We start from the raw sequence: 26,955 nt of genomic DNA on the forward strand, positions 1-26,955 counted from the left end.
CATTTTATTTCTTCTTTTTGGTTCGAAATCCTTCCGGTAATTCATTTGACCATGGCAAAAGCCGATTTAGATCATCCGGCTTTGGAAAAGGTCCCATTTTACGAAGTTCGTCTAATACATAGGAAAGATATACATACGGCTTCAGACCATTCAGCAGGGCTGTTTCTGCGATACTATAAACAACAGCACTGGCATCTGCACCACGGATACTCTTGGCAAACAGCCAATTCCGGCGGCCTACTGCAAAATTTTTGATTGCACGCTCCGCACTATTATTATCAATGCTCAGATGCCCATCATCCAAGTACCTGCGAAGATAGTTTTCCTGATTCAGCGTATATAAAATGGCATCACCAATAAGGGAAGATCTGTCTACAGAATCTTCCATTGAATGCAGCCATTCAAACAGGGCTTCCACTACTGGACGCGACTGCTTCTGGCGTTCCTGATACCGTTTTTCCGGTGTCTTATCTTTGATCAGTTCCTCTACTTTATACAGGATTCCGATCCTCGTCATTGCCTGATATGCAACTGTTTCTTTCAGCTGCTCCTTTGTGAAATCCTTTTTTAATGCCGTGAGTGCAGCATCAAAACGGCGTCTCGCATGGGTAAAGCATCCGGTTACGGTGATGGAATCGTTCAGTCCATGATACGCCTGGTATCCATCACACGTCAGATATCCATGAAATGTATCTCCAAGGAAGTTTACCGGGTGATATCCGGCACGCGTTCTCTCATAATCAAAGAGAACCATCTGTGGGGCTTCACTGTAATGATCTGTCAGATATACCCACATCCAGTTTTGAGATGATCCTTTCTGATCTGGTTCATCAATCACCTGGATCCTGGTTTCATCGCAATGGATGTATCTGCTCTTTAGGAATTCTTCCTTCATCTGCCCATAAAGCAGTCCCAGATACCGGTCTGCACAGCTGATGATCCAGTTTGCCATTGTTTTTGTTGAAAGATTTAAGTCATACCTTGCGAATTCCCGTTCCTGTCTTGCCAGCGGCATGCCATTGACATACTTTGCATTCATGATTCCGGCAACCAGCGAAGGTGTAGCAATGCTTCCCTTGATCAGCGGAAACTCTTTTTCCGGCCGGATCATAGCACCACATTTTGGACAACTGTATACATAGGTTACTTCTTCAACCACTTCAAAGGTGGAGGGGATGAATTTCAGTCGTTTTACGACTTCTTTTGTGACGACTTTATACTTTGTTCCACAGTCCGGACAATAGCGGTCTTCGCCGGTCAGTTTATATTCGATTGTTTCTGTTACTTCGAAATTAGAGAGATCTTCTTCTTTTTTGCCGGTGCGTTTTTTCCGTTTGTGCGATGGAATCACGATTTCCTCTTCAATCTCAGCAGTATCCATATCTGCATTGACTTCAGCCTCATTAAACAGATCCATCTGTTCATATCCATCTGCGTATTTTTCACTGGAAGAACCGAAACGTCTTCTTTGTGCAAGCGCAAGACGGTCTGAAAGCATTGCGTTCATAAATTCCAGTTCTTTCTGCTTGTCTTTCAGAAGCTGTACCTCGGTCTCTTTTTTTTGAACCTGATTCTGCATGATTCTCATAACTTCCATCATGTTTTCACGGCTCATGTTATTCAGCTGTTCCTCTGTAAAAAACGGATCCATCCGGCAATCTCCAAACTCTTATATGATAATTCCAGTATAGCATAGAAAGTCCAGCTGTTCGAGAAAAATCAACGTTTTACTGTGTAGGAATATATACCGATATCCACAAGTATTTCGTGCTTTTTGCGAATTGACAAATCCGTTCTTTATACAACAATCTTTGGATGTCTTTCTTCAAAAGCTCCCTTCGGAGTAAGTGAAAGGCCATCACACAGCCAATGCATTTCTTTCAGGGTCACTTTCTGTAATTCATCCGGAGTATCCGGCCAGTGAAAGGAATCTTTGTCAAGCCTCTTCATCAGAATCCAGAAACCGGATCCGTCCCATTGCAGAATCTTAATAGAAGTCCGCCTGCGGTTGCAGAACGCAAACATGCAGCGCGAATAGGGATCAAGTTTGAATTTTAGCTTGATAATTGCAGCCAGTCCGTGATAGCTTTTTCTCAGATCGGTAGCTCCACATGCAAGGTAAACGGTTGTGCCACCTGCCAGATCAAGCATGATCTTTCAGCCCCTGGATCAGAACACGAAAAAATTCCGGCGGGCATTCAGGCATCACTTCAATCCGAATAGCGTTTGTGATAAAAATGCGGACTGGAGACGGGCTGATATTCAAAGTCTCATTCTTTGAAATCTCTTTTTCCGTTGGCATTTTTGCAAAAATCATATCTGTATCTGATTGTTCGTCCAATTTTTTCAGCTTGCGCATCCAATAATTCATTGTAGAGACTGGAACGTGATGTTCCTGACACCATGTTTTGCAAGTCTGCCCACTGGATTGAAATTCATGGATTCGTTCAGACCACAGAGTGATTTTTTCATCTTTTTTCATAATGATACAGTTTCCTTCCTTTGTTATGAAAAGAGTGTATCAGAAAAATATAGTTGCTGACAGATACGGATGATTACGTACTTACTTTCCTTCTGTGTCCGTTTTATTAACAGATCACGTAATTCTTCTTGTGTCAATTTTCAACCTCCTTTGCTATTTTTGTAGATAAAAAAGAAAACCAGTGTAAAATCAATCACACTAGCTTTGTCCATAATTCATGCTTCAATATTAAAAGAGCAAGGAATTCCTTGCTCTTTTACATAATAATATGATTTTCTTATTCTGTAAAATCAATTAATGGTATATGCAATGGCTTTATTCCTGCTTGCATGGTCAACGATGATAAAATAGGTCTTAAATATGATAGCAAAACAGCTCCGCCATTTACTTTTAACATATTCTCAATATTTTTGATTTCTTTTTCCCACTTAAACTCTGAAACAATACATCCATTAAAATATATTGAATTTTTTAATTCTTTTGAATTTGCATCTAATTCGCCAACAGTTAAGGTTAATTTTACTAATGCATTATTTTCATCATTTGACAAAAATGTCTGAACGTTAATTCCAAGTGGTATATCGTCTTCACAAGGTATATTATTGTTTATTTCAAAAGATATTTTTTCAATATGCGGATTCTTAAATTGAAACATACTTTTTTTCATATAAAAACTCCTTATTATGCAGCCTTATTGATTACGGTGTCACTATCAACTACAGACATCAAACAATCATAGTAATCCTCTTTGGCTACGCGACAATAGTAATCGTTTTTATTATCAACAAAAAAATCGTTTTCCATAGCAATAGGAATTTTCATAGATTCGGAGACAATACATTTTTCAACTACAGTGTGAATATATGGTTCATTCATAATATCATTCATCGAAAATTCTATGTCTTTATAATAATCTTTATCATCACTATTGATTATTTCTATATCATATCGTTTGCATAATTCGCGCGTTTCATTTTCATTATATAACATATATTTACCCTCCATTAATAGATAATATTTTTATAAGGTTAGGGTTTCTTACACATATTTGTCGCCTTTTCTTTGTATCAATTTTAAATCCAGCCATATTTATAATATCATGTTCAAATTCAAATGACAATATAGACAGATTATTTTTTATGCAATACAAATCACAAAAAAATTTTTTCTTTTGATTATTGTTTTTAAAATTTGGTCTAGGTAATTTATTTTTTCTTATTTCTTTCATATAGTTTTTACAAAATGAATCAAGTTTATTCATATCATTGTTTAGATTCGCATACTGATTCATATCACACTTTAATTCACATTCTATAATGCAATCTTTTATAATAGAAGTTGTACCAACATTCCACCATTTCGCATTTTCAATATTATCCCAAAAATAAACACCGAACCCAAGCCAATCATCATCTTTGTTACTTGGTTCAAAACCATTCTTTTTTATACTTTCAACATACATATATAAAGTTTTATGATAACCAATCTCTTTATATTCATCTTTGGGATTATATAAAATAGAAAATTTACCTTCCAAAATTTCACCACCCAATCATTAGCATTTAATATTCTCATTATAGACCAATAATTGACAGATGTCTACATTTTTAATTTCGCAGACAGACCTAGTTTGAAGTCAGCCTGTCCGCTCAATCATTGTTTTGTTTGAATACACTCGGTACTCTACCAACACACTGCTGTTTGAGGACAATGTATCAGCTAATTTGTTAAATTGCTTAGATTTAACTTTTAAACATGGAAAATGGAAATGAAGTTTCCCACGCACTACTCAGCCTACGGTCTTTTCATGCACAGATCTCTTTCCATAAGGAGATGTTCTAAACGCTTGTTTTTTGTTGCATTATAACAGTTTTCGCATAATTTTCCATTGTTATTTTTGGTACTTTTTCACAAAGCAATTCATAAATTCGTCATGATGCTCCCTAAATAAAAAATTGAGGATTATCGAGCTTACATCTGAATTGTCATCCTTAAGTGCATATATAATCAACTGCATAATTGTTTCTTGATCCAGACTTTTACTTGCACGATTCAAAAACTGATTCATATTGGTTATTTTCAAATTAATGAAACAATCATCTGTATACTGGTCTTTGTTGTTCTCCAAATACCTTCTTGAGTCGTTGTATGATTTAGCAAGTCTAATTAACTTTTCCTTTTTGTAGCGATTCCCTTTGCCTATAACTTGCTTATTAAAGAAATTACGAATCGGAAGATGGTCGATTCCATCAGCACGCCCTATTACCTTTTCATCAATATAATCTGCAATTATATCCATTGGACAATTCATAGAACGAATCTTATCCATATCAAAATCCTTGTTATTCCGACTTTTCTTAGTAGCAGCATAAAATGCCGGAATATCTTTATCTTTCATACATGGCAATCTTTTAATTCGATTAATCTCATTCACAACATCAATATTGAATTCCTTTTTAGCCAAGTCTATACTGATCTGACCAATTACGGATAGAATAACAAAGCATTTCTTCAGTTCTTCACTTATCATGCCCTCATCATAGTAATAACTCAACGCAAGTTGCGCAGTGTCTGTTGATGTTCCAATAGATTCTTGTGCGGAAGCAATTTTATTATCCATCTGCGCAAAATCTTCTAATACAAAATGATATGAACTGCTACCTTTTTCTTCAACGCCATTAATTATTGTCGGATAATTGACATAGGCTATTCTTGCCAATTCTGCTAAATCAGGCTGATTTGTTGTATACACAAAATCGCTATCAACATCATGACCCGAGAGCCTTGATTGTGTATCAGTACCTATAGCGTTGAATACAATCACATTCTGACCTATATTAGGGAAATACTTAACCAGCCTATCAGGATATATATTGTATAAATGAATTATATTATTGGGTGAATTATGAGGACTTCTAAATGCAGCCAACCTATCCCCAGCCTTAAATCTTGGTGTATAACACTGAACACCATCCTCTACTACATCAAAGCAACCTTCCTGCAACGGATCTGCACCTACTGCTTTTAACAAAAGTGCAATCGGGTTATCCATAATAGTAAGATTATCTCCATTTTGCAGTAACCGTCCTTGTTTAAAGTATTCATTCTTCAATTTACTTATATCCTTAGTTTTCTTACTTCTAAAAAACTCTGTACGTCTAAAGTCAGGATTCCATTTTACCAATTCAATCAACATTTCATTGATATTAAAATTGTTTTTTCTCTGATCCAGATATTTCAGATATGCTTCATCATCTGCAAGTTTTAACTCATTGCAAAACTGCACCGACTGATCCGCAATACGCCCTAATACATTTTTATCCGTAGTTGGAAGCGAATTATCCATCTGATATGCCATCAACTGCATATCTCCCCATTTACTCGAATGAGCAGTCTTTACAATCGAAAACCAATTATCATGTAATTTCATATACCGCTTATAATATTTATTAAACGCATCCTTCGGAGTGCCTTCTTGACCACCGCTCATCACATCAACAAATTTCAGCCATTTAAGAGACTTGTCCGTAATCACAACATCAATATTAGATAGACTAAGTTTGCGTTCAAACATATCAATCTTCTCAGTCGTAAAATTTTTATAATCAAATCCATGTTCCTTGCAATAATCTTTGAAAAAATCTTGAATATTTCCACGGAACAAACAACTTTTAAAGAAATGCGATCTACAATAAATAAATCCATTCATATCTTTAGGAAAGATTGATTCATCTATTAATCCCATGCCATCCCAAAGAATATTTTTGACTTTTTCATCTGACACGTAGTGAGCAAAACATTCATCCCTAGTAACGTCTTCTTCTATGATTTCCGAATATCCGTAATAACGATTCCATCTGATTCCATTATCTATGAGTGCTTTTTTTGTTTTGGCTATATATGTCAAATCATGACTCTTCGCTTTTTCTTCATCAAATGTAACTCCCTTTTTATTGATAAGTTCCTCTGTTTTAGGACTATCAAAATCTATATAAAATTCTTTTTTCTCATATGTTCGTGTTACTGGTTCAGATTGTACAATAACCGCATTCATCCGTTTCGAATAAACTTCCTCATCCGGTACAACTAAAATTCGATTCCACGGAATCCGTATATAACCATTTGCAGCAGCAGTCGTTAATGTTAAATACGCAGATAACTCAACAATTTTGAATACCTTATCCGGATCCTTCTTTGCTTCCTCATTCATCAAATCATATAATCCCATTGTCAAGAAATTGATTGCTTTATGATATAAATTATCTCGTATGAATACACAATCACCATCTTTCGCCTTGCCAGGTGATCTCATTAACATTTTATAATGTATTGAATGACATCTATCCTCTTCACTACTCAGCTTCTGTTTACTTTTGGCATCCTTTACCTCAGAAATAAAAGTCACTCCATTCTTATAATACAGTGTACGTAATTCCTCTTTTGAAAGTTTCTCTTCTACTCCGTCGCTTATCTTATAATTAGCATCGTAATTGAATTTCAATACAATAAAGTCCTTACTAAAATCACCACCAATTCTTGTAATACTCGATTGCATGAATCTAAGAAATAAACTGTCTGCTAATACAGATCTCTTTGTATTAATCTTTTTAAAGTCCACATATTCCTTACCAATTTTATATTGTGCAGTTGTATCTTCCTGTACTGCACGTTCATTGATATAAACATGACTTGCCTCCATCGACTCTATATATAATGGCTTCAATGTCTTTTTATAATTTATCTTACTTATAGTAATCAACCTCCATTCATTCTTCTATATGTAATATTCTCCGTTCTGTTTCCGATTTTGCGTAAAAAAAATACCAACCATCGAATATTGACGGTTGGTATTCATTATATAAATTCATATATCTATTATGTCATTGCAATTTCCTTGTAAAATCATAATAAGCATCATTTTGGTCATCTCTAATTCTTCTAAGCTTTTCCATTGTAAAATTATACCATGAATCATCTAAGAAATAAGCAAACCAATAAAATAACGGATAGGGTCTTTTTAATATTGCTTTCGTTGTATCTCCACTATGCGAAATAATACTTGCTTCGTTATACATTTTATATTTTTCTTCAAAATCATATTTTTTATTCTTTATAATTCCACATTCTTCTGTTGTCCCATATCCCCTGCATATAGATGGGCGTACATTATAAATACTGCACTTATTATTATCTAAAAAAATACATGCTGGTAAATCAGGGGGATTAATTGAATCTTTAAAAAAAGATTCATCTATATTATCTACTGATTTCGGCATAAATTCGTTAAGTTTCTTTATTATTTCTGGGTGAACTTTTTCAATATGCTTTTTAACCGCCTTTGCCTTACTAATATAATCATTTATATTTATTTTTCTATATATTAATTCTTCCAATATTTGTAGAAATTCACTTTCAGAAATAAAGAAATAGTCATTGCAACATTGTGAACATCCCTTTCTACAATTATTACATATTCCTTTTTGAATACAAGCATTATTGTACTCATTATATGCTCTATATATATTTGCTAATTTACTTTCACCATTAATTCTGTAATGACATTTTTTATATTTGATTCCGCTTCCACAGAAACATCTATCGTTACGTTCCATTAAAAATCCTCCATATTGTATATTTTAGATTAAGAATACCACAACAACCGCCAATATTCAATTTTCAATGTACTTTTGATGCTAATCGGAAAATGCAATTTTACTTCACAATCTGCATAAATGAGGGCTTATTGCTCAATTTTGCAATCTCTCCATTCTGATTATCAATAAGCAGACCATTTTCTCTGTCCATTGTATACGTACCGATTCCATTATCTTCGCAAAATTTTTCTGCAATACCAACACCTGTCTGCTGTTTGTACATTGCACTCATGCAGCTCATATAGAATACTGTGAACTCTCTCAAATCTCTGTTTTCATAATCCCACATCAAATCGAATACACCATCACGACCAACTGCACTATCAAGACCTTTTTCCTTCAGAACATCCATTGTGAAAAAGTAATCCTTGCAGCCCCATTTATCGCCATCATAGGTTTTATCTATTGGGAATATCTTAATCAGATTTTTCAGCTTGATACGACCTATAATACCAAACAGAACATCTATCATATTAAATCCTGCTTCTTTTATTGCAAATGGTGTATTGTAGCTTGAATCTAATCTCTGATTTTCTCTCTCAATATCTGCAACGCATTTTATATACTTCACACCGCATAAAGCAACTTTCATCAATTCATCTTGTGACCAATCATCTAAATTCTTGTACTTTTCAAACATACTGCTAACTGTGTTGTGATACTGTCTGTTCCACATATCATGTAACTTGATTGTTCTTGTAAGTCTGTTCAGTTCGGCTGTGTCTTTGTTTCCTATTGTTACTGTAAATTTATCCATATATTGTATATTCTCCTTCTTTTACACATACTGCTCATGTAATTTTACAATTTCTATATCCATTTCAGCTTCTGTTATTTCTTCACATTGGCACTTATCAACCACATCTTTCATTTTTTTCAAAATATCCCTATTATGATTTAACTTATTGACAACATCATCTGTAACATAATGCGTCAAATCTCCACTACCATCACCATAAGATGTTCCAAACAGAGTGTCCATCCAAAACATTGCATAATACCCATCTATGCTTCGCAGACTAAAATTTGACAAAATAAACATCTTTAATTTCAATTCATCATCTGTTTTGCAATCTTTTCTATGTTCCTTTTCTTGACAAGCATAATAGGCACGAATTTTCTTAATACCTAAATCTTTGCAAGCTCTTACTCTTTCATGTCCAGAAATAATTGTATTATCTCTTGCAATCATAATTGGCTCATATATACCATATTTATCAACCGAATTTAAAAATGAAATCCAGTCCTTGCCTGTTCTTTTGAAGAAATATTTATCATGTTGTGGTAATGGTTTTAAACAATCTACATCTATCTCAATATCTTCATAGTCTCTTACATAGTCGATAACGCTATCTGTTTTGGTATGATCAGATTCACCTTTAATTGCAGCTTTTAATTCTCTTGTTGACATTTCCTTTACATTATGTTCTGCAATAAAATTAGCTCTTTTATCTTCTGGCACATCCAATAATAATCCCAATTTTGTTACTTCCAAATTGGAAATCGCTTGCGAATTTGAACCAAATTCTTTTGCAATTCTCATATAAATATTTGCTGTTCTTTGTGAAAAATTAACTTTATCTCTTAGCCATGTTCCCCATTCTCCATGTGGTACTTTTTCTTTTGCTCTATTCAATTCATTACCAAGTTTAATGAGATTTTGTGCAGTCTCATTTTTAAGCCGAATTATTCTGTTTTCTATTGCTTTAAGTTCCAAATCATTGTTACATCTTACTTCATTATTCATATTTTATAGTCTCCTTCCACCTACGCTATCTTCTTATTCTTTGCACCATAAAACAACGCATCCGCTTTTCCTTCTACACAATCAGCAGTTACAACAACTTTCTTTGCATTACTCATATCAGGAACATCAAACATGACTTTCTGCATAGCCGATTCAATGATACTTCTAAGACCTCTCGCACCTGTTTTCTTCTTAATAGCCATTTCAGCAATCTTTTTCAATGCTTCGTCCTCAAATTCCAACTTCACACCATCCATTGATAACAACTCTTGATACTGCTTTGTAATAGCATTCTTTGGCTCTGTGAGAATATACACCAAATCTTCCTCAGATAATGGATTCAATGCAGTTATAATAGGAAGTCTACCTATCAATTCTGGCATAAGACCATATTTCACAAGATCATGCTGTTCCACCTTTGACATATCAACCTCTGATTCCTTTTTATCGGCAACTTTAGCACCAAATCCGATTGTATTATGCGTGTCCTCTTTGCTGATAATCTTATCTATTCCGTCAAAAGCTCCACCACAGATGAAAAGTATGTTAGATGTATCAATCTTAACTGTCTCTCCCTGTGGATGTTTTCTACTACCTGTCACTGGCACTTCTGAAATAGTACCCTCGATAATTTTAAGAAGTGCTTGCTGTACTCCCTCACCTGACACATCTCTTGTGATAGAAACATTCTCGCCTTTACGAGAAATCTTATCTATCTCATCAATATAGATAATTCCTCTTTGTGCTGATTCAATGTCATAATTTGCATTCTGTAAGAGTGTTCTTAACATGACCTCTACATCGTCACCAACATAACCAGCTTCAGTAAGTGTTGTAGCGTCAGCAATAGCAAATGGAACACCTAAGAATTTTGCTAAACTTTGTGCAATCAGTGTCTTACCACTGCCGGTTGAACCAATCATAAGGATATTGGATTTCTGTATTTCAACATCAGATTTCTTATTCTGTTTCAATCTCTTATAGTGATTGTAGACCGCAACTGCAAGTGTTCTCTTTGCTTCATCCTGTCCAATCACATACTGATCCAAATGTGCTTTAATCTGTGAAGGAGTAGCCAACTGCATATTATTTGTGATAGATTCCTCTTCTTCATCATTGAGTAAATCGCTTGCTATACTGATACAGCTATCACAGATATATCCATATTTACCTCTAATCAGCTTGTCTACTTCATCTTTTTTGCTTCCACACATACAACAATATTCGTTATTTTTATTTGCCATTATAAAATCTCCTTTATCAATATTCATACATATCTGCATACGCTTGTTGCTTTTTCTGTTCAATTTCAGATTTCATATCTTGATACAGTTCATACTGCTCACTTGATGGAATGTTTGAATTGTCAATCTGTTCCAATAATTTATAAAATTTTTCATATGCTTTTTCTATTGTTATCATAATATCTATTTTCCTTTATTCATACACAATTGCTTCTACAGGTGTACACTCTTTCATAAGTTCATCCCATGTAACTTCAACAAATTTACCACCCTTATAGTCATAATTAGCTTCATCCAAATAGACAAAAATGCAGCAGTCCTTTACACTTTCATCAATAATTTTTCCATCAATCGGAGTACATAGCTTATATGCCTTTTCCCATTTCATAGAACTTATCACTTCAAAGCTATGTGTTGTAACCCAAATACCAAAAGGAATATCCAATAATCCGTTGTAATCTTTATCTGTATTGGAAAACGTTTCACCTACTCTGTAATATTTTTTCTCTGTAATTTCTTTACTCATATATAATTCTCCTTCTCCTATCTGATTTCCTCGCATCCTAAAATTTGTCAATTTTCTTACATATTTTAGGATAGCAACCATCCGATTATTTGTATGTTTTTTGACATATTTTAGGATTATCTTACTAAAGATACTTTTTACTAAAGAAAATCTTTTTTGTATCGTTTCTTTTTGGTTTAATGTATAATTTCGTATGGCTGCTATCGCATCCATACTCCATTATTTTTTAATCATTGTTCATTGATGAATAATAAAATTTATTCTATATTATGTTTGGTTTCATTCATACCTGGCATATCAATTATTTCCTCTATGCTAAAATCATTCTCTAATGGATCAGCTTCTCCCCATATATCATCATTACTTTTTTCTTCTATTGGAAATGGTCTTTTTGCTTTGTCCTTATTTTTCAAGCAATCTTCTGTTATGAATGGGAACTGGTCAAAGAAATAAATATCTTTCAAATCGTTTTCACAATATCCATCGTTTTCATGTCTTTTATTAAATTCAACCGCATATTTGTATATCTCAATGATAGTTTCTTTATCGTACATTTTATTTCCTGATACCAAGTTGAAATATTTTACTCCCAGACTCTTTCGCTTTGATGTCTTTGCTGTCTTGTGCTTTATGCTCTCTACTGATTGACAATAACCATATTCCTTTTTATGATCTTCGCCCTCATCAATGATGAACTTCTTATATTTGTATCTTCCATATGTATTGGTGATTCCAGATATTTCATTGTCTATGAGTAGTAAATCGTTTGCCCTGTAAATATATAAAATCTTGTTCTCTTCCAGAATTTTGTTATATGCCAATACAGTATCTTTGCTTATATTGGATATATTCGATAATACTTCTATAGAAGAAAATCCTATAACTCCATCCGTTTCTTTTCCATCGGATAATACAAATGTCCAGCTTTTTCCATGACGGAAGGTACTGACAACGTTCACAAAATATCTAATCAATTTAGCTTTACTGACATTGGATTTCTTATCATCAATCTGCATAATTGTGGTTAATTCGTCCGTATAAACTACTGTGAACCATAAATTATTTTCCTTGTTGGTTTTTGTTGGATCAAAATATATAGGTTCTAAATCGTACTCAAAGTTATACTTCTTTTCGTTGATTTTATGGATTAGACCATGTTCTTCCAAATCATTTAATCCATCTACATATTTTTTCTTGTCTCTTGACTCAATATCAAATGTGTGTCGAAAGAAATAATCCATTATATCAACTGATATTGGATAATAATTCATATCTGTTCTTTGAATTGCTCTTAGATAGCAATAAACCAAGATTCCATTATCAGATATGGTCTTATCTCTAATGACATTGTTTAATAGAAAGACCTTTTGTGACAATCTATTTTCTTCGCTGCTTTTGGTCAATAAATCCTACACCTCCCTGTTTGTGAGATATGTAGTAATACTATTATGAATAGCTTTATTGTCCTCAAATAAAAATATTTTGTACTGTGGATTCTTTTCAGAATCAATAACTTTCTTTATTTCGTAACCGTGACCACATAAATAATTTGCTAATGCCAGTGAACGCACTGGACACATTTCTTTTTCGCTTGTAATAATTCATTGCCTCTCTTTCAATTTAATGTAGGCACACCACCATAAAGGTAATGTGCCTGTTATTCCGTCCAATATAAGTAACCATTATCTTCAATGGTATTGTGATTCCGTTCAAATTATGTAATCAGCATCTTCACTGATATATGTTTTAATAAAAGGGGAAATGTAAATCCGTTCTGAACTGTAACTATTCGCTTCAATAGTCGGTTGCGTCATCTCACTGTAACAAATATCTCTGTCTATTTATAATATTCTCTGTTTCTATGCAGATAAAATATCGAAAATCGTCTCTCTAAGCTGCTTCTCTACCTGCTCCATCATTATGCCATCACATAATTTCAATGTTGCTGTAATACAATGCTGGCAAAAACTGCTCATATAACCTACCTGAATCTGTAGAAATTCTTTGCCAGTAATTTTATATTTGAAATCCAATGAATCCGAAAAGATACCTGATTCCATATAAAAATCCAAATCTGTTACAAACTGCTCTGCTGTAATGGTCTGAACCTCATCTGTATCTTTACATTCTGTCTGTGCATTGACGACTGTTACCAGATGATTTTTAATTGCTTTCTGAAGATTTTTCGCCGTTGTTGGTCTTGTGCTTCCCATATACTTGCTCCTTTATGTACGGGATCAACATTTCGTTGATCCACGGTTTTATGTTAATGTTTTGATAGGATAGGAACTTACCCTATCAGGACTTCCACCTATTATTAATATTCTCCGTTAAGAAAATACTTTTTACGTTATTAACATCCACATGGATATTTCAAGCTGTCATCCAATAAATCTTTATTGTCATTTGCCACTAACTCTGCGACTCGACATTTAATTGCCTTCTGCAATTCATAGATCTGCTCATGTGAGATTGTTCTTTCTGCTAAAATATTTGCAAGCAATTTCATATCCACATTACCCGTGTTAAGAATGTCCTCAAAAATCTTCCAATAGCTACGGCATAGATTTTCCCAATGATACGATGTCATATCCAAATCATTCAGATATTCTTCTGTTGTCATAGGTGTATCATCTGCATCCATGCTGTAATATTCAATCTTGCCATCAGAAGTTTGTTTGAATGTATCAAGATTTTCTTGCTCCTCTACCCAAATCTCACAAAATTTTTCAGCATTAGCTTCTGCGTCTATCAAACCATTCTCTTCCAAATAATCAAGATATTCTAACTGAATAACCTGAAAATCGGATTCTGAAATAAATGCGCCTGTTCCTTTTCTTAATTTGTCTAAACTTAAATTTGTCATATCTTTTAATCCTCCATTTTCTATGCTGGCAGAGATATGGAAATCCCATATAATTCTCTTTTATCTGCTTAACTGGCTGACCGTTTACTGTATTTGCTCTCTGTTTTAAAATCTCAGATACACATTTTCTCCATTTGTAAAAGTGATTGTATAATTACGCAATCCCACATGAGGTACTAAATCTGCACTTGTCCTGTTAATCTTTTCGATATCCTCTTTTAAGATTACCATTCGTGATTTATCCACATAATGAGTAGTTGTCGGTACTGAAAGTGCAGAAATCAACTCGTCTTTTTCTTCATCTGATAAACCAGTCCATTTCTCGCTAATGATAGAAAGTGCTTTTTCTGTCGGAACATTACCATCAATACCGTATTTATCTAATACTTCCCATGCTCTTTCATTCTCCGTGTCATAATAATATTCATGGTCGAATGTTAATTTTACATTTCCATCTTCACACTTTTCTATATCAAAGTGATCGAAAAATACTTCCCAATATGCCTTTCCAAAATTCTGCACTCTAATACCAAACTCTGATTCTGCAAGCTCTAAATTCTTTAAATCTTTAATTAAACCATCCCATGTAATTTCACCTGAACCACTTCTACTTTTTACAAACCCAACGAACTGTTTGATAGCATTCTGTGATTCAGATTTTTTATATCCTTCATCTGAAAGCAGTTTTGTAATATCTGTTGTAACATCTTTTGTCATTGTCAAATTATCAAAATCGCAAGATTTCTCTAATCCCTCACGATCAATGTGCTTTCCGTTAAAGTAACCCATAATAATTTCATAATCTTTGTTTGTCATAATAATTTTCCTCCATTTATTTATGCTTTTTAATCTTATCTGACAGCCATTTAATAGTGCCATCTTTGTTTATTGGTATCTGTACTCGTTGTCCGTTCTCATACTCGATTACATGTGATAACTTACCAGTATCTGCTCTTATCCATATCTTAACCATGCCTGTTTCCTTCCTATATACATTCTCTGTTTGTTACTCAATAAAACCGATTGTTACAACATTTCTGTGTCCGTCTACATTGTTGTTTTGAGGCAGCATGTACAGATTAATGACTCTCGATGATGTAAATATAAACCAGTCCTCAAAATTTTCTACTGCCTCAACTGCTTCGATCCTTGCAATATCAATGAACATACTGCTATTAATCTCCATTGGATAAAGTGGCTGATTGATTTCCTCATTGAATCCTACTGGCTTTTTTTCGTTGTTACCGAATGACAGAAGTGTTGTATTTCCCAACATCCTACAATTAGTGAAATATAAATCACCAAACTCAACATCTGTGTTATGCTGGCTCTTTTCATCAAGATTTCCACTGTTCAAATGAATTTGAAAACCTTTGCCACTCTCATTCTGTTCCTTTAATAAATTTGATAATTCTGTAAGTTCCATGTAATTAGTCCTCCTCTGTCTAATAAATCACGTTGATTGTAATCTCTGCGCCATCCACCATAACAATATTTATATCAAGCACATTGTCAGGATTATCTTTATTGATACAACCTGAAATATTGTCTATATGGTCAATGCTGATGGAAGTTGTTGCTATAATGATGTTTTCTTTATCTGTGAAGAAATAATTTATAAGATCGAATCCTCTTTCATTTTCAGCCACAACATATTTCATACGATTAAAATAATGACTTGTGCCATTCGTACCATTTACACTGTCTATATTTCCAACAAGCCCAAATTCTGTCATCTGAATTAGTTTTTCAATACACATTCCATTTACGATACCATTCTTTAGAATCTGTCTCGCTTCCTGTGATTTATCTGCTTTCTTCATCTGTATTACTTTTGATTTTCCCATATAGCAAAGTCCTTTCTTTGGTTCGTGAGGGTGGATTTCCACCACACACACACTATATTGTTCTCTGTTTTACTTGCTGATTCTTCTTGCTTTTAGTGCATCTAATCTATTTGACTTCTTTGGTGCTACAACTGGCTCTGCCTTCTGTCCAAATATATCTAATGATTTTGCAGTTCTTACTTCTGTTAATGCTTTCATAGAGTTTTGAACATTCACAGCTTCTTTCTCAATAGCATCTGTCATTGAATCCAATCTACTGTATGGCATTGTTAAACCACTAAGAATAATTACATTTTCTTCTGATTCAGACAGATAACCATGAAATTCTGTTGGTGCTGTTCCTACCTCTTTACGCAACTGAATAATATCAATCTTACTTTCCTTTGCTGATACAGCTTCAGAAATACCCATAATCGTAACAGTCTTGTCCTCTCTCTTTGCAAAAATATTGTTATCCTTATTTAAAATATCAATGATATTTGCAGTCGTTCCCTTTGTTGCATTGGTTTTTGTAATGACAGAGAATGACGGACACTTTAAGCAAGCTTCAATTTCTGCCAAATCCATATTTCCATCCTGGGATTTATTATTGATGCAAAGAATACCTGTAAATAATGAAGCGAACACTTTATTTACAGTAATTTTGTCGCTTGCATTATTGTCAAGGATAAAAATACTTCCCATTTCTGGCTTTAATTCATCAATCTCATTAAATGTCAATCTTGCATTATCTCTTACCTTTAATGGTTCTGTATCTGCTGGCAATACAGGAATCATACCAACCGAATATCCCATTTCCTTTAATATTCCACTAAGAATAGGTGCTATCGCTGATCCTGTGCCTCCACCACATGAGAATGCAATGAAAATAATGGAATCTTCGATAATGTATGACTGTAATTCTTCCAGAATTTCGTCAATGCCATCTGCTAATGCTTCTGTACTCTTATTCCTGTCGCAAGCTGCACCTTTTGAATTGTTAATGTGAATCTTGTGAGATAATGTTACGGATGATAAATCTTCTGTACTTGTATTGATTCCAATAAAGGAAAGATTTGATTTATCCCCATCAAGAAGATTTACAGCCTTCTCAATTTCTGCGATAATCTGTGTTCCACACTGACCACATCCAATGCCTGTAATTTTAAGTCCTGCGTTGATTTCCTTATTCATAGTAATTATTCCTCCGTTTCTTCCTCTTCCATTTCTTTTAACCAATTCATACCTTTAGATGTAATGTAATATGTATATGTATTACCTACTGGCATTCCATTTTTTACATACCCACCTTGTATCAGATTTCTAAGGTTGTTATAAATGGTCTTATCACAATAACTTGTTCCTTCTTCTGCAAGTCCATCAAGTATCATTTTTCTTGTGGCTGCTATAATTTTGCTTTTTGCATCAGTTCTATATAACCAACTAAGTATCAAATAACTAATGACTTTCAAAATTCTTACCTCCATTCTGCTATGATTTATAGTAGGCTTTTCCAAGTTCGCTAATATAATATGTGCTTGCCAATCCATCTATCAGACCACATTCCACATATCCTTGTTTGCTCATACTCTGCAAATGCCTGTATGTTGTACTGTATGATTTTCTTTTTGCTACTGAAATTTCTTCTAATATCTGTGAAATATTCATAGCTTTTAATGGATTGTCCACATTCTGATTACAAAGTAACATTAGAATTTCATAATCAAATTTTGTCATTACTTTCCACACCTCCTTGTCTCTCGTCATTAAATGTTAAAAAATATATTGGCATTTCTGCCCTCTATATACTTATTCGCCTTTTGAAAATTGTTTTTTGCAAAATTTCTACACCATCAAAAATTTTTTTCAAAACATTCTCTTATCAGATTTCCATAGAATGAGAAAATTTTTATGAAATGTTTTGCAATCAACCCTTTCAACATAATATTCTCCACTTGTTTTTGTATTTTTGTGCAAATTAAAAAAGCACCATACAAAGACTTATATTTCAAAATCTTTATATAGTGCTTATATGTAATACCTATGCTGATTATTTTTTCTATTTCATCAATTCAATCAATTCAGCCTTTAACTTATGGTATTTTTCATTTCGTTTCATATCCTCAAACTCACCTTGTTCAACTCTTTTCATAACATCTTCCATCCATATCAATAATTTTGTCTCATACTCTTCTCTTTCAGCTAAAACAGCATCTTTAAAAATTTTTTCATATTTGAATAATAACGCCCGTGTTTGTGTTTCTCCAAAATAATCTATCAAAGGTTGCATATCATCTATAGTTATATTTTTGTAGTTATGGTATGTTCTTGTATTATGAAGTTTCTTTTCAAGTGGTCTTTCATATATTGTACCCTTACCTGATTCAAAATAAGCTCTGATTAGAGCTTTAACAAATCCGTTCATACTTTGATTTGTCTTTTCCAGATATTCTTTTAGCTGTGTGTATTCTTCCATTTCGGAAAGAGTGTATTTTACTGACACCATCTTTATTTTCTTATCATATCTTTTCTGGGCTTGTTTCTGTGAATCCGACACTTTGCTTTCACTCATATATATTATTTATATGTAGTACCTATATAGTGCATATCCATTATTTCAAATTGCTTATATGTATTACATATATCTCCTTTGCAAATCTTATTTTTCATATTTCTATGTAATACCTATTATAACAGATTGCAGAATTTCCACAAATACAATTCTTTCTACATAAACAGAAAAGCCATGACTTATTACAGCCATGACTTTTCAACAACAAAACAATTTCAATCTATAGGTAATCCTATGATCAAAAAATGTATATCAAGGGTTCATCACGCCCTTAATACCTAATGAGTATAACATACCTTGCCGATTTTTTCTATCTACTTTTCCTTGGAAAATCTGAATCGGCTTGATACATCGTCAAATGTTTTTAGAACGAATTTTATATCATCCTCTGATATACTATTCTCCATCTCATTTCTAAGTCTCTGTTTAATTTCCGCTTTGATTGCTAATGATTCAATATTTGTATCTATCATAATATAACCTATTTCTTCCTTATTATAATGCTATGATGCTAACCAGCCTTTAACATTGTCTGCCTATCTTCATCGGCTATTTCCTTATCAAATAGAAAGACCTTACCCAACTTTTCAGTGTATGGAATTTCCAATGCTTCCAGAATAGTCTCAATTCTTGCTACCTCTGTCCTGTCTATTGGAATTGATTTATTATTGTTGCTGATAAATACTTGATTTATGTTATAGTCGTATTCAATTTTTATGCTCATCTTGAGCCTCCTTGTTAAGTTCGTTGCATCTGGTTTCTGCTTCTTCCTGTGTGGCGAATAGCTTCCGATCTGTATAGTCGCTCCTATCAGCAAATCCATATTTCACAACTGTTTTCGGTTCGTTGTGGTGTCCACCAGTGTTAAGCAAATAATTATATACCTTGATATTAGTAATGGTGTTTTTACCAGCTAATTGATATATTTTCCTCTTTCCGTGTAATCGACCAGTGCCAAAACATTTATCACATGAGAATCTATTACCATCTACAATAATATGTCCTTCTCCATTACAAGCTGCACATGGTTCTTTTGACCTTGCTTTCTGGATGATATAGACCTCTTGACCGATGTTAAACTTTGTTTCTATATTTATTTGCATTGTCTTGACCTCTCTTTCTTGTGTGTTGTGGTTGTTTTGTTGTAATGATACTGGTTACATTGAAAAATTGCTTTCTATTTACGATAAGCCTCTTCCAACAAAAATTATTAAAATCCATTGTACTTACAGTAAAAATCCAAATTGTATATGCAATTCAACATTTTGCATATCAGTTTATAATTACATTGTAGTTACAAGGTTTTTACGATGTCATTCAATTCCTACCAAAATAGTATGTTATCGCATTTCCTAAATAAAAAGATATAGGAAAATCAAGTATTTACGCATTTTGCGATATAGGGTTCGATAAGCTATTTACGCATTTTATCAATCATTTCCTGCAATCGTTCCTTTCCGCTTTGGATATAATATAATTCTCCATTAATCTTAATAGCTTCATTATTCTCATGTGCCATAATAACCTTTTGCTGATAAAGGTTGATTCCTACAGCAACTCCATTACAAAAAGCCTGACTTTCAAAAATTCTATCCATTATAATTTCCACCTCCACGATAAATAAAATAAACCGCAAAGTATAATCAGAGATATAACAAATCTGATACACTTATGATTATTTGATTCTTTATGCTTCAAGGGCTTTTCCTCTCAATCTGCTATATGCGTTATTCCTATGTACTTTATAATTCTCTTCTGCTAACTGTATTCCTATTGTTTTATTCCATACCTCTTGTACTGTCGGTATATGAGATAGATTTCCATAATGTAAAATCCTCTTTGTATCTGCCACCTCATAAAATTTTCCACAGATTACAATTTTATATCCTTGCTTATATGCTACTTGTCTTTTCATCTGTCTATGCCTCCCATCTTTGGTAAATGCTTCATATAATGTTTCTCTATATTTCTACATCCTTGTATTAAATTCACAGATCCTTTTCATAAATCTTAACCAGCTTATAAAATGTTGACCTTTTCAAATTCAGTATTTCCATACACTTTGTTGCTGTCATTTCTCCTAGTCTCCATTTTTCATAGTAATCTTTCCAATTATCGGGAAACTGTGCGTTTGGTCTGCCTGTTGGTCTGCCTGTCTTTAAAGAAGTTTTCTTTCCATTGATTACTGGCATAACATCCATTCCCTGTTTTTGTCTACGTCTTGTGTTTTCAAGTTCCTTTTGTGCCACATAAGACAAAATCTGTAATACCAGGTCAGCAATAAATCTTTTATCAAGATTATCACCAGATTGCCTTGTGTCGAGTAATGGCATATCCAACACAACAATATCTGCTCCAATAACATTGATAATATAGTTCCACTGTTCCTTGATTTCCGTATAGTTTCTACCCAACCTATCAAGACTGACAATAACAAGCAAATCTCCCTCTCTTAAAGTTGGTGCTGTTGTTTCTGTTCCAACTAATGCGTTGTATTCCATTCGATTAAATGTCTTTCCGCTTATTTTGTCACACTTAATATTTCTCTCAGATATTCCAAACTCTTTTAACTGTTCAATTTGTCGTGCAAGATTCTGTTCTTTTGTAGAAACTCTTGCATATCCCCATACTTCATTTTTCATATTACTGTCCTTTCTGTTCGTAAAACACTTGTCACTTTTCGGATATATCTGTAAATAGAATTGACACCTTTACAAATACATTTCCTTACATAATAAGTATTCTCCGTAAAATGACACCTTTATAGACAGTTTCCATTTTCGCTTGTAGCATTGTTTTTCTTCCTATATAATATATATGGAAGGGGTGATTTACATTTACATTGAGATTACGAAGCCGAATCGCTTCAAAGATTTATTACATAAGATTTATGACCACTTAGAAGATTTGACATTCGCTATCATTCAAAAGATACCAGAAAAGCACATACCCTCTTCTTTTATGAAATGGATGGAACGCTACACAAATAAAAGATTATCAGAATTACAAAGTCAGATCATCCGCAAACGCTGGCAGACAATAGAATTAGAAAAGGCTGTTGATAAAATTCATAACAAGCAGCAGGATTAAAATAAGCACCTTCAGAAAGATAAATCTCTTTCCGTTGGTGCTTTGTTTATTATAGTCCTAAGTATTCACTTGGAAGAATTGCCTTTATGTCTGATACCGAATAATCCGATACATTTCTTGTCACAATATACTCTGCTCCATAACTTTTTGCACATTCCATTTGTAAACAATCCTCAAAATCAGAGAACTCCTCATTTGCAAGACCAGATAATAATTTTGCTTTGTCTATGCCCTCTACATCAAAAATCGTGCATAGGTTTGATAATATTTCTCTTCTTTCCTTTGCAGTATAATCTTTCCTTAATATAAAGAACATATTAGAAATAGAATGAGCTGCAATGCAACCTTTTATATTTCCCTCGGTACATGACGAGATTACTTTCTTTGCATCCTCAAAGAATGGTTCTCTTTCAAGAAGATAATCAAGTAATATATTGGTATCAATCAGAATTTTACCTACCATATTTATCTTCCCTGTAAGATGCTAATTCTGCATCATCATCGGTAACAGTCCCCTTTTTGCGTAACTGCTCTAATCTTGCAAAAGCATCTTTCCTTTCCTTATTAGAATCATTATATAATCCATTTACACCCTGCATAATCTGAATTACAAAGGATAACTTATCTTCTGGTATTTTTTCCAGTTCCATTATTGCACTCTGTCTTAATGCTGTCATAGGTCATACCTCCTTTAAATTTTCGGATGAAATCGTCGTTTCTTTATATGCTATTATTTTGCATTTTTGTAGCGATTTTCATAAGATAGCTCTGGTTTTAAGTCTACTTTCCATTCAATTAAATCTTGTGGCTGACATTGTAAGAGTTGGCATATATCCTCTATCGTTTTTGTTGATACATCGCCACCAGCAAACACTCTTCCCTTTATTACATTCTCTGGCTTTTCATTGTATTCCTTTATATTATTATCAATATCTTCCCATGAATCCCCACTACACATTTTCATTTTAGTAAGTATTCCCTGTGGAATTAAGCCTTTTTGTCTTATAATATATGTCGTTATGCCTTTATCTTTTAACTTCTGCATCAATTTATTATAATTTATCATTAACATCTTCTCCATACAAATATACATTGATTTCTGTGTATATTATAACACTCCTTTCCCTAATTTTCAATCAGCATTAGAAGAAGTTGCTACACCTCAACCAATGCCGATTTTTCGCTTATACTATCTTATTTAATATTTTGTGCACAATCTTCCATAATAACCGCTTGCCTTCTTTCTGATCCATCTGATATAGAAAAATTCTTGTTATCCGTTCCATAAAATCATCAGGCATTATTGAACCTTTGAACTGGTTATCTTCCAGACAACAAATTTGTAAATTTTCCACAGAATCAGCACCGCCACAAGCCAAAGGAATTTTATGGTCAATTGTTATATCTTCAAATAACAACTTCCTACCACATAAAGCACATTTTCCATTTGCATTCATATAAAGCAATTTCTTTACATTATCAGAATATCTTTTTCGCTTGATTTTTCCATCTGCATTACATTGTATTTTTACATTTGTATCTATATCCTCAATATAATAATTTTTCGTTTTTGCTGGTGCTTTCTTGATTTTCTCTTGTGCTTTACCAATAGTTGCAAATAACTTTGCTTCATCTATATTATTCGTTTTTGTTGTCTTTCCTGTGTCTGTAACTGTTATGTAATAATTTCCATTTGTAAGTATATAAGCCATAATATCAACCTCTTTTCCATTGAGGACAGCCATATTTCAGACTGTCCCATCCTTTACAGTTCCCTTTTATCTTTCATCTGGATAATTTAAAGCATCCTCATTTGTCTGTTTATCTTCTGCGTCCATATCTCCCCAGTCTTTAACTGCAAACCTCTGCAATGCAAATGTGACCTCAACCGCAAATTTCTGTTCCGCTACCATAAGATCATAGATTGATCTTGTGGTTACTACCTGTCCCATATTGAAAAATTTTGATGTGATCATTTCGCTTTCAGTCCTTTCCTTAATCGTTCAATGTCTTTACTGCCTCTATCATTTTCGCATTGTATTCATCATAGATTAAAAAGCTAACAATTCTCTTGCCTATACAAATTAAAGCCTCGTGGTTTTTATATACCTCTTCCTTTTTTCCTTGATTGACTTTTCTCATGTTTGAAAAAATACTATTGTCAAACATTTTCTGCTTATATTTTTCAATGGACTTTTCTTTATTAAAATAGACATAATTTTTATACATTTCTTATCACCCATATCCTTATATCAAGCCAACCATGCAAGCCATTTTATACAATGGGTTCTTTGCAAGTTTCCTCGTCTGCTCCGCTTTCTGTTTGGCTTTACGTTCCACCATGTCCATAAAAGCAAGGCTGTTATCCATTTCCATGTATTCCAACATTTGCGTTGGTGTAAGTGCCTCATATGGAGTTTTTAAGTTTCTATCTATAATCTGGTTTCCGTCTGCTGTTGTAATTATTCTAAAATTAAACATATATGTATATCCTGCCTTTCCATTTATCCTGCATATCTGCAATACTGATTATTTCTGTTACTGTTACATTCTCCCTTGATCCGCTTGAAATACTCTTCTAAATTGAATGAATATGACCTACTCTGTAAGCAAGTACATTTCCCTCTTTTTAATACTGTTGTCTCTGCTATAACAACATTATTTGTCAAGGTTAAATTCCCTCTAATAATACTTTCCAATGATTTCCGTAAATCTCTGTATGAGCTGTCAAGATAATATTTCTTTCCGTTGTTTCCCTCATTGACAAAATATACAATTCTGTATGTGAAGCAATCCTCAATCATATTATTAGCAAGGCAACCTCTGTCTATATCCATCAAAATATCTGATATTGTATTCATATGCTTTACCTCAATTTCTCTTATATCGGGGAGGTTTGCCCTCCCCTTTTACCTTATGCTACTTTCTTAACCTCTGTAAAATACTGATTGATAAGTGCTGTAAGATAATCAAGTTTTCCGTGTACTACATTGCTATCCCTTGTAGAACGGTCTATATCTAATTCAGTCCATGTCTTTCCATTGATTTCTGTATTTTTACCTTCTGCAATTAACCAATGCAGGAACTCTCCAAACGCTTTATCTTCCCTTCCTAACTTTGTAAATGCCTTAAATGCTGCCACAAAGATATATGCACTCTTTCTATTGAACAGTTCCCTTATCTCGCTTGTGATTTCCGTTGATTCTACTAACCTTGTGAGTAAATCATCAAGATTTTCAAAATCAAGAATGGTTGCATTTTCATTTAACCACTTGAATCCTATCTTTGTATCTTTTCTGTACTGATTAGGATATTCAGATAAGATAACCATATCTCCGATGGCTCTTTCAAAAGTTCCGTTTATTCTGTCTTTGTTGTTGCAAGAGTACATATCTTTGAAAAATCTGTTGTCTGCAATTTCTCTTATTTCCCTTGCAAACGCATCAATATATGTAAAAGCACGTTGGGCTTGATTCATCGGCTTGCAGTTATTCAGTTTGCGCACCAATTTTGAAATTTGCGTTGTGTCGCAATTCTGATGAATTACAACCTCTAACTGATAGCCATTGAATACCTCTTTCAATTCTTCTGGTAACTGCTCGTATGTCTTGTTACGAATGTCAAAATCTACATTCTCCCATACAATTTCGCCCTGCTTGTCTCGCTTTATATTTCCATCTGCATCGGTTGCCTTTGTCTGATAAGTAACCATATATTCATCAAGATTCTTTGTTATTTTTGCGTTTCCATATCTGAATAATGATAATGTGCTACTTCTCTGCAATCCGTCAATTATCCATTGTCTTGTGATTCCGTTTGATGTTGTTTCCTCACCTAAAATAATAGGTGGGATATAATCATCTGTCAGAACCGATGCAATCAGTTCATTTACCATGTTTGGATTCCATTGTCCTGATAATCTCTGACATTCCTGGTCTGTTCTGATTTTTTCTGCCTTCATGTCCTTTAAATACTGCTCTAATGTGTATGTCTGCTTTCTGATATTCTTCATAGTGATTACCTCCTAAAATAAAATCTTTACATTTTCAAAACTTCTCATAATCTTCATATTTTCAGCATATTCAGTTGATGAAATTTCTAAAATCTGCCGTATGTCTTTAGGTGTGTACCCATCAATCAAAAGGTTTAATATATTTACCTGCTGATTAGAAAGTTTTGAAATGTACTGTTGTACCTTGTCTTGAAATTGTTCGTTGTTGTTTTTGGTTACTTCCTCAAATGTGTCAAAATCGGATGGTATAAAATCCAGTATGCTACATTCTTCCTCGCTGTCATTAGTTGCATCTAATGAGGTTGTAAACTGATTGATAACTCGTTTTTCTCTGTGTCTGTCTCTTATCTCTGTCTTAAATTTTTTCTTTAAGCAATCACAAAGAAAAGTATTAAAACTTGCTCCTTTATCGGTGCTATAAGAGTTGTAACACTGCCACAATGTCATATTTGCAATGCTGTAAAAATCGTCATAGTCTGCTTCTGTCAATGGCTCGTTAAGCCTCAAAAAGATTGACTTTGATAACTTTTTTAGCAGTCGCATATTATCTTTACAATATGGCTCTAATACTGTTAAATCTGCACTTGTCATTGTCTCACCTTCTTTCTTGTTATAATGTGGCATTACTGCCGATAGGCAAGTTGTAATTGAATACCACGGCTTGATCGCTCGCCTCGTTGTGCTCATTTGTCTGCTTTCTTCTTATCCTCGTACCACGTTTTCATGCTTGCACCTCCTCAAATACTCCACTTCTCAACATATCTGTAAACCAACACTCAAAATCGGGATATTCTGCTTTGTCTGCTAAGTCTCTATAAACTTCGTGCATCTGTTTTTCTGTGAAAATTCTTCCTTGTAATGGCTCTTCATAGGTTATATATTTTTTCATTGTCAATCACTCCTATTCTTTAGGGTATCGGGTGGATTTTTCCACCC

The 26,955-nt window shown here is 33.6% G+C and carries 40 protein-coding genes; all 40 read right to left on the reverse strand.

All coding sequences use genetic code 11. From position 1 onward, the window contains the following. Positions 1–4 precede the first annotated feature (4 nt). Positions 5–1,651, reverse strand: a complete 1,647-nt coding sequence (tnpC, locus tag H8S51_RS11015) for an IS66 family transposase (protein ID WP_241070685.1) — start codon at positions 1,649–1,651, stop codon at positions 5–7. Positions 1,652–1,797: 146 nt separating this feature from the next. Continuing rightward, positions 1,798–2,151, reverse strand: coding sequence for an IS66 family insertion sequence element accessory protein TnpB (tnpB, locus tag H8S51_RS11020; RefSeq protein WP_006855325.1), 354 nt, complete (start codon positions 2,149–2,151; stop codon positions 1,798–1,800). Beyond that, complete coding sequence (tnpA, locus tag H8S51_RS11025; protein WP_117922646.1) at positions 2,144–2,482, reverse strand: IS66 family insertion sequence element accessory protein TnpA; 339 nt, start codon at positions 2,480–2,482, stop codon at positions 2,144–2,146. Before tnpA ends, tnpB begins: the two co-directional genes overlap by 8 nt. A 277-nt stretch (positions 2,483–2,759) precedes the next feature. After that, a complete protein-coding gene (locus H8S51_RS11030) occupies positions 2,760–3,149 on the reverse strand; it encodes a protein-export chaperone SecB (protein WP_186900382.1) in 390 nt (129 codons plus the stop codon). A 14-nt stretch (positions 3,150–3,163) separates the two neighbouring features. After that, positions 3,164–3,472: a hypothetical protein gene (locus H8S51_RS11035; protein WP_186900383.1), complete on the reverse strand. Its 309-nt coding sequence runs from the start codon at positions 3,470–3,472 to the stop codon at positions 3,164–3,166. Between the two features lie 4 nt (positions 3,473–3,476). After that, entirely contained in the window at positions 3,477–4,019 is a 543-nt protein-coding gene (locus H8S51_RS11040) for a hypothetical protein (protein ID WP_186900384.1), read from the reverse strand. 354 nt (positions 4,020–4,373) lie between these two features. After that, positions 4,374–7,181, reverse strand: coding sequence for a hypothetical protein (locus H8S51_RS11045; protein WP_186900385.1), 2,808 nt, complete (start codon positions 7,179–7,181; stop codon positions 4,374–4,376). Between the two features lie 181 nt (positions 7,182–7,362). Continuing rightward, positions 7,363–8,094 carry an SEC-C metal-binding domain-containing protein gene (locus H8S51_RS11050; RefSeq protein WP_186900445.1) on the reverse strand — a complete coding sequence of 244 codons (732 nt, stop codon included), beginning with the start codon at positions 8,092–8,094 and terminating at the stop codon, positions 7,363–7,365. A gap of 100 nt (positions 8,095–8,194) precedes the next feature. Continuing rightward, positions 8,195–8,893, reverse strand: coding sequence for a hypothetical protein (locus H8S51_RS11055; RefSeq protein WP_186900386.1), 699 nt, complete (start codon positions 8,891–8,893; stop codon positions 8,195–8,197). A 21-nt stretch (positions 8,894–8,914) separates the two neighbouring features. Next, positions 8,915–9,883, reverse strand: coding sequence for a DUF3102 domain-containing protein (locus tag H8S51_RS11060; protein WP_186900387.1), 969 nt, complete (start codon positions 9,881–9,883; stop codon positions 8,915–8,917). Positions 9,884–9,903: 20 nt separating this feature from the next. Continuing rightward, entirely contained in the window at positions 9,904–11,154 is a 1,251-nt protein-coding gene (gene clpX / locus H8S51_RS11065) for an ATP-dependent Clp protease ATP-binding subunit ClpX (RefSeq protein ID WP_330646589.1), read from the reverse strand. Further along, positions 11,144–11,305 carry a hypothetical protein gene (locus tag H8S51_RS11070; RefSeq protein WP_022514221.1) on the reverse strand — a complete coding sequence of 54 codons (162 nt, stop codon included), beginning with the start codon at positions 11,303–11,305 and terminating at the stop codon, positions 11,144–11,146. The genes clpX and H8S51_RS11070 overlap by 11 nt, the downstream gene beginning before the upstream one ends. Before the next feature lie 15 nt (positions 11,306–11,320). Next, the gene (locus tag H8S51_RS11075) at positions 11,321–11,653 is read right to left on the reverse strand and encodes a hypothetical protein (RefSeq protein WP_186900389.1); all 333 of its coding nucleotides are present in this window, start codon (positions 11,651–11,653) and stop codon (positions 11,321–11,323) included. Between the two features lie 257 nt (positions 11,654–11,910). After that, entirely contained in the window at positions 11,911–13,056 is a 1,146-nt protein-coding gene (locus tag H8S51_RS11080) for a hypothetical protein (protein ID WP_186900390.1), read from the reverse strand. Between the two features lie 6 nt (positions 13,057–13,062). Next, complete coding sequence (locus tag H8S51_RS18510; RefSeq protein WP_408639565.1) at positions 13,063–13,233, reverse strand: DUF5659 domain-containing protein; 171 nt, start codon at positions 13,231–13,233, stop codon at positions 13,063–13,065. 279 nt (positions 13,234–13,512) lie between these two features. Continuing rightward, positions 13,513–13,866 (reverse strand): hypothetical protein, encoded by a 354-nt coding sequence (locus tag H8S51_RS11085; protein ID WP_186900391.1) that lies wholly within the window; start codon positions 13,864–13,866, stop codon positions 13,513–13,515. 140 nt (positions 13,867–14,006) lie between these two features. Beyond that, the gene (locus H8S51_RS11090) at positions 14,007–14,519 is read right to left on the reverse strand and encodes a hypothetical protein (protein ID WP_186900392.1); all 513 of its coding nucleotides are present in this window, start codon (positions 14,517–14,519) and stop codon (positions 14,007–14,009) included. A 105-nt stretch (positions 14,520–14,624) separates the two neighbouring features. Further along, a complete protein-coding gene (locus tag H8S51_RS11095; protein WP_186900393.1) occupies positions 14,625–15,335 on the reverse strand; it encodes a hypothetical protein in 711 nt (236 codons plus the stop codon). Between the two features lie 190 nt (positions 15,336–15,525). Then, entirely contained in the window at positions 15,526–15,945 is a 420-nt protein-coding gene (locus tag H8S51_RS11100; protein WP_186900395.1) for a hypothetical protein, read from the reverse strand. A gap of 19 nt (positions 15,946–15,964) precedes the next feature. Then, positions 15,965–16,366 (reverse strand): hypothetical protein, encoded by a 402-nt coding sequence (locus tag H8S51_RS11105; protein ID WP_186900396.1) that lies wholly within the window; start codon positions 16,364–16,366, stop codon positions 15,965–15,967. Between the two features lie 69 nt (positions 16,367–16,435). Beyond that, on the reverse strand, positions 16,436–17,539 hold the full coding sequence (locus tag H8S51_RS11110; RefSeq protein ID WP_241070686.1) for an FtsZ/tubulin family protein: 1,104 nt from the start codon (positions 17,537–17,539) through the stop codon (positions 16,436–16,438). A gap of 5 nt (positions 17,540–17,544) precedes the next feature. Beyond that, positions 17,545–17,817, reverse strand: coding sequence for a helix-turn-helix domain-containing protein (locus H8S51_RS11115; protein WP_186900398.1), 273 nt, complete (start codon positions 17,815–17,817; stop codon positions 17,545–17,547). A 19-nt stretch (positions 17,818–17,836) separates the two neighbouring features. Further along, positions 17,837–18,082: an IclR family transcriptional regulator gene (locus tag H8S51_RS11120; RefSeq protein WP_186900399.1), complete on the reverse strand. Its 246-nt coding sequence runs from the start codon at positions 18,080–18,082 to the stop codon at positions 17,837–17,839. Positions 18,083–18,404: 322 nt separating this feature from the next. Further along, positions 18,405–18,902: a hypothetical protein gene (locus tag H8S51_RS11125; protein ID WP_186900400.1), complete on the reverse strand. Its 498-nt coding sequence runs from the start codon at positions 18,900–18,902 to the stop codon at positions 18,405–18,407. Positions 18,903–19,428: 526 nt separating this feature from the next. Beyond that, positions 19,429–19,641 (reverse strand): hypothetical protein, encoded by a 213-nt coding sequence (locus tag H8S51_RS11130; RefSeq protein ID WP_186900401.1) that lies wholly within the window; start codon positions 19,639–19,641, stop codon positions 19,429–19,431. Next, positions 19,625–20,020: a hypothetical protein gene (locus H8S51_RS11135; protein ID WP_186900402.1), complete on the reverse strand. Its 396-nt coding sequence runs from the start codon at positions 20,018–20,020 to the stop codon at positions 19,625–19,627. The genes H8S51_RS11130 and H8S51_RS11135 overlap by 17 nt, the downstream gene beginning before the upstream one ends. Positions 20,021–20,331: 311 nt before the next feature. Continuing rightward, on the reverse strand, positions 20,332–20,514 hold the full coding sequence (locus tag H8S51_RS11140) for a hypothetical protein (protein WP_186900403.1): 183 nt from the start codon (positions 20,512–20,514) through the stop codon (positions 20,332–20,334). 90 nt (positions 20,515–20,604) lie between these two features. Next, on the reverse strand, positions 20,605–20,832 hold the full coding sequence (locus H8S51_RS11145; RefSeq protein WP_186900404.1) for a hypothetical protein: 228 nt from the start codon (positions 20,830–20,832) through the stop codon (positions 20,605–20,607). A 73-nt stretch (positions 20,833–20,905) separates the two neighbouring features. Further along, on the reverse strand, positions 20,906–21,559 hold the full coding sequence (locus H8S51_RS11150; RefSeq protein WP_186900405.1) for a recombinase family protein: 654 nt from the start codon (positions 21,557–21,559) through the stop codon (positions 20,906–20,908). 497 nt (positions 21,560–22,056) lie between these two features. Beyond that, a complete protein-coding gene (locus tag H8S51_RS11155) occupies positions 22,057–22,470 on the reverse strand; it encodes a type II toxin-antitoxin system VapC family toxin (protein ID WP_186900406.1) in 414 nt (137 codons plus the stop codon). Next, entirely contained in the window at positions 22,460–22,684 is a 225-nt protein-coding gene (locus tag H8S51_RS11160) for a UDP-N-acetylenolpyruvoylglucosamine reductase (RefSeq protein WP_186900407.1), read from the reverse strand. The genes H8S51_RS11155 and H8S51_RS11160 overlap by 11 nt, the downstream gene beginning before the upstream one ends. Positions 22,685–22,737: 53 nt before the next feature. Continuing rightward, entirely contained in the window at positions 22,738–23,073 is a 336-nt protein-coding gene (locus tag H8S51_RS11165; protein WP_186900408.1) for a helix-turn-helix domain-containing protein, read from the reverse strand. A gap of 118 nt (positions 23,074–23,191) precedes the next feature. Next, positions 23,192–23,719: an HNH endonuclease gene (locus H8S51_RS11170; protein WP_186900409.1), complete on the reverse strand. Its 528-nt coding sequence runs from the start codon at positions 23,717–23,719 to the stop codon at positions 23,192–23,194. 66 nt (positions 23,720–23,785) lie between these two features. Further along, positions 23,786–23,983, reverse strand: coding sequence for a hypothetical protein (locus H8S51_RS11175; protein ID WP_186900410.1), 198 nt, complete (start codon positions 23,981–23,983; stop codon positions 23,786–23,788). A 19-nt stretch (positions 23,984–24,002) separates the two neighbouring features. Then, positions 24,003–24,236 (reverse strand): hypothetical protein, encoded by a 234-nt coding sequence (locus H8S51_RS11180; protein ID WP_186900411.1) that lies wholly within the window; start codon positions 24,234–24,236, stop codon positions 24,003–24,005. Positions 24,237–24,254: 18 nt separating this feature from the next. Then, entirely contained in the window at positions 24,255–24,488 is a 234-nt protein-coding gene (locus H8S51_RS11185) for a hypothetical protein (protein ID WP_186900412.1), read from the reverse strand. 23 nt (positions 24,489–24,511) lie between these two features. Further along, on the reverse strand, positions 24,512–24,868 hold the full coding sequence (locus H8S51_RS11190; RefSeq protein WP_186900413.1) for a hypothetical protein: 357 nt from the start codon (positions 24,866–24,868) through the stop codon (positions 24,512–24,514). Between the two features lie 53 nt (positions 24,869–24,921). Continuing rightward, the gene (locus H8S51_RS11195) at positions 24,922–26,019 is read right to left on the reverse strand and encodes a DUF262 domain-containing protein (protein ID WP_186900414.1); all 1,098 of its coding nucleotides are present in this window, start codon (positions 26,017–26,019) and stop codon (positions 24,922–24,924) included. Positions 26,020–26,031: 12 nt separating this feature from the next. Next, entirely contained in the window at positions 26,032–26,610 is a 579-nt protein-coding gene (locus tag H8S51_RS11200) for a sigma-70 family RNA polymerase sigma factor (protein WP_186900415.1), read from the reverse strand. A gap of 130 nt (positions 26,611–26,740) precedes the next feature. Further along, positions 26,741–26,908 carry a hypothetical protein gene (locus H8S51_RS11205; protein WP_186900416.1) on the reverse strand — a complete coding sequence of 56 codons (168 nt, stop codon included), beginning with the start codon at positions 26,906–26,908 and terminating at the stop codon, positions 26,741–26,743. Between the last annotated feature and the right edge of the window lie 47 nt (positions 26,909–26,955).

The sequence above is a fragment of the Roseburia rectibacter genome (genome assembly GCF_014287515.2).
Taxonomy (GTDB): Bacteria; Bacillota; Clostridia; order Lachnospirales; family Lachnospiraceae; genus Roseburia; species Roseburia rectibacter.

Coding starts and splice junctions, on each gene's coding strand:
- clpX (WP_330646589.1), bottom strand. CDS start 11,154: ATGAATATTGATAAAGGAGATTTTATAATGGCAAATAAAAATAACGAA.
- H8S51_RS11060 (WP_186900387.1), bottom strand. CDS start 9,883: ATGAATAATGAAGTAAGATGTAACAATGATTTGGAACTTAAAGCAATA.
- H8S51_RS11170 (WP_186900409.1), bottom strand. CDS start 23,719: ATGGCTTATATACTTACAAATGGAAATTATTACATAACAGTTACAGAC.
- H8S51_RS11190 (WP_186900413.1), bottom strand. CDS start 24,868: ATGAATACAATATCAGATATTTTGATGGATATAGACAGAGGTTGCCTT.
- H8S51_RS11050 (WP_186900445.1), bottom strand. CDS start 8,094: ATGGAACGTAACGATAGATGTTTCTGTGGAAGCGGAATCAAATATAAA.
- H8S51_RS11135 (WP_186900402.1), bottom strand. CDS start 20,020: ATGCAAATAAATATAGAAACAAAGTTTAACATCGGTCAAGAGGTCTAT.
- H8S51_RS11045 (WP_186900385.1), bottom strand. CDS start 7,181: ATGGAGGCAAGTCATGTTTATATCAATGAACGTGCAGTACAGGAAGAT.
- tnpA (WP_117922646.1), bottom strand. CDS start 2,482: ATGAAAAAAGATGAAAAAATCACTCTGTGGTCTGAACGAATCCATGAA.
- H8S51_RS11120 (WP_186900399.1), bottom strand. CDS start 18,082: ATGACAAAATTTGATTATGAAATTCTAATGTTACTTTGTAATCAGAAT.
- H8S51_RS11095 (WP_186900393.1), bottom strand. CDS start 15,335: ATGACAAACAAAGATTATGAAATTATTATGGGTTACTTTAACGGAAAG.
- tnpC (WP_241070685.1), bottom strand. CDS start 1,651: ATGGATCCGTTTTTTACAGAGGAACAGCTGAATAACATGAGCCGTGAA.
- H8S51_RS11110 (WP_241070686.1), bottom strand. CDS start 17,539: ATGAATAAGGAAATCAACGCAGGACTTAAAATTACAGGCATTGGATGT.
- H8S51_RS11130 (WP_186900401.1), bottom strand. CDS start 19,641: ATGAGCATAAAAATTGAATACGACTATAACATAAATCAAGTATTTATC.
- H8S51_RS11085 (WP_186900391.1), bottom strand. CDS start 13,866: ATGGGAAGCACAAGACCAACAACGGCGAAAAATCTTCAGAAAGCAATT.
- H8S51_RS11145 (WP_186900404.1), bottom strand. CDS start 20,832: ATGAAAAGACAAGTAGCATATAAGCAAGGATATAAAATTGTAATCTGT.
- H8S51_RS11155 (WP_186900406.1), bottom strand. CDS start 22,470: ATGGTAGGTAAAATTCTGATTGATACCAATATATTACTTGATTATCTT.
- H8S51_RS11160 (WP_186900407.1), bottom strand. CDS start 22,684: ATGACAGCATTAAGACAGAGTGCAATAATGGAACTGGAAAAAATACCA.
- H8S51_RS11055 (WP_186900386.1), bottom strand. CDS start 8,893: ATGGATAAATTTACAGTAACAATAGGAAACAAAGACACAGCCGAACTG.
- H8S51_RS11105 (WP_186900396.1), bottom strand. CDS start 16,366: ATGGGAAAATCAAAAGTAATACAGATGAAGAAAGCAGATAAATCACAG.
- H8S51_RS11165 (WP_186900408.1), bottom strand. CDS start 23,073: ATGATAAATTATAATAAATTGATGCAGAAGTTAAAAGATAAAGGCATA.
- H8S51_RS11150 (WP_186900405.1), bottom strand. CDS start 21,559: ATGAAAAATGAAGTATGGGGATATGCAAGAGTTTCTACAAAAGAACAG.
- H8S51_RS11090 (WP_186900392.1), bottom strand. CDS start 14,519: ATGACAAATTTAAGTTTAGACAAATTAAGAAAAGGAACAGGCGCATTT.
- H8S51_RS11175 (WP_186900410.1), bottom strand. CDS start 23,983: ATGATCACATCAAAATTTTTCAATATGGGACAGGTAGTAACCACAAGA.
- H8S51_RS11180 (WP_186900411.1), bottom strand. CDS start 24,236: ATGTATAAAAATTATGTCTATTTTAATAAAGAAAAGTCCATTGAAAAA.
- H8S51_RS11075 (WP_186900389.1), bottom strand. CDS start 11,653: ATGAGTAAAGAAATTACAGAGAAAAAATATTACAGAGTAGGTGAAACG.
- H8S51_RS11035 (WP_186900383.1), bottom strand. CDS start 3,472: ATGTTATATAATGAAAATGAAACGCGCGAATTATGCAAACGATATGAT.
- H8S51_RS11195 (WP_186900414.1), bottom strand. CDS start 26,019: ATGAAGAATATCAGAAAGCAGACATACACATTAGAGCAGTATTTAAAG.
- H8S51_RS11100 (WP_186900395.1), bottom strand. CDS start 15,945: ATGGAACTTACAGAATTATCAAATTTATTAAAGGAACAGAATGAGAGT.
- H8S51_RS18510 (WP_408639565.1), bottom strand. CDS start 13,233: ATGTGTCCAGTGCGTTCACTGGCATTAGCAAATTATTTATGTGGTCAC.
- tnpB (WP_006855325.1), bottom strand. CDS start 2,151: ATGCTTGATCTGGCAGGTGGCACAACCGTTTACCTTGCATGTGGAGCT.
- H8S51_RS11030 (WP_186900382.1), bottom strand. CDS start 3,149: ATGAAAAAAAGTATGTTTCAATTTAAGAATCCGCATATTGAAAAAATA.
- H8S51_RS11205 (WP_186900416.1), bottom strand. CDS start 26,908: ATGAAAAAATATATAACCTATGAAGAGCCATTACAAGGAAGAATTTTC.
- H8S51_RS11185 (WP_186900412.1), bottom strand. CDS start 24,488: ATGTTTAATTTTAGAATAATTACAACAGCAGACGGAAACCAGATTATA.
- H8S51_RS11140 (WP_186900403.1), bottom strand. CDS start 20,514: ATGGATAGAATTTTTGAAAGTCAGGCTTTTTGTAATGGAGTTGCTGTA.
- H8S51_RS11070 (WP_022514221.1), bottom strand. CDS start 11,305: ATGATAACAATAGAAAAAGCATATGAAAAATTTTATAAATTATTGGAA.
- H8S51_RS11200 (WP_186900415.1), bottom strand. CDS start 26,610: ATGACAAGTGCAGATTTAACAGTATTAGAGCCATATTGTAAAGATAAT.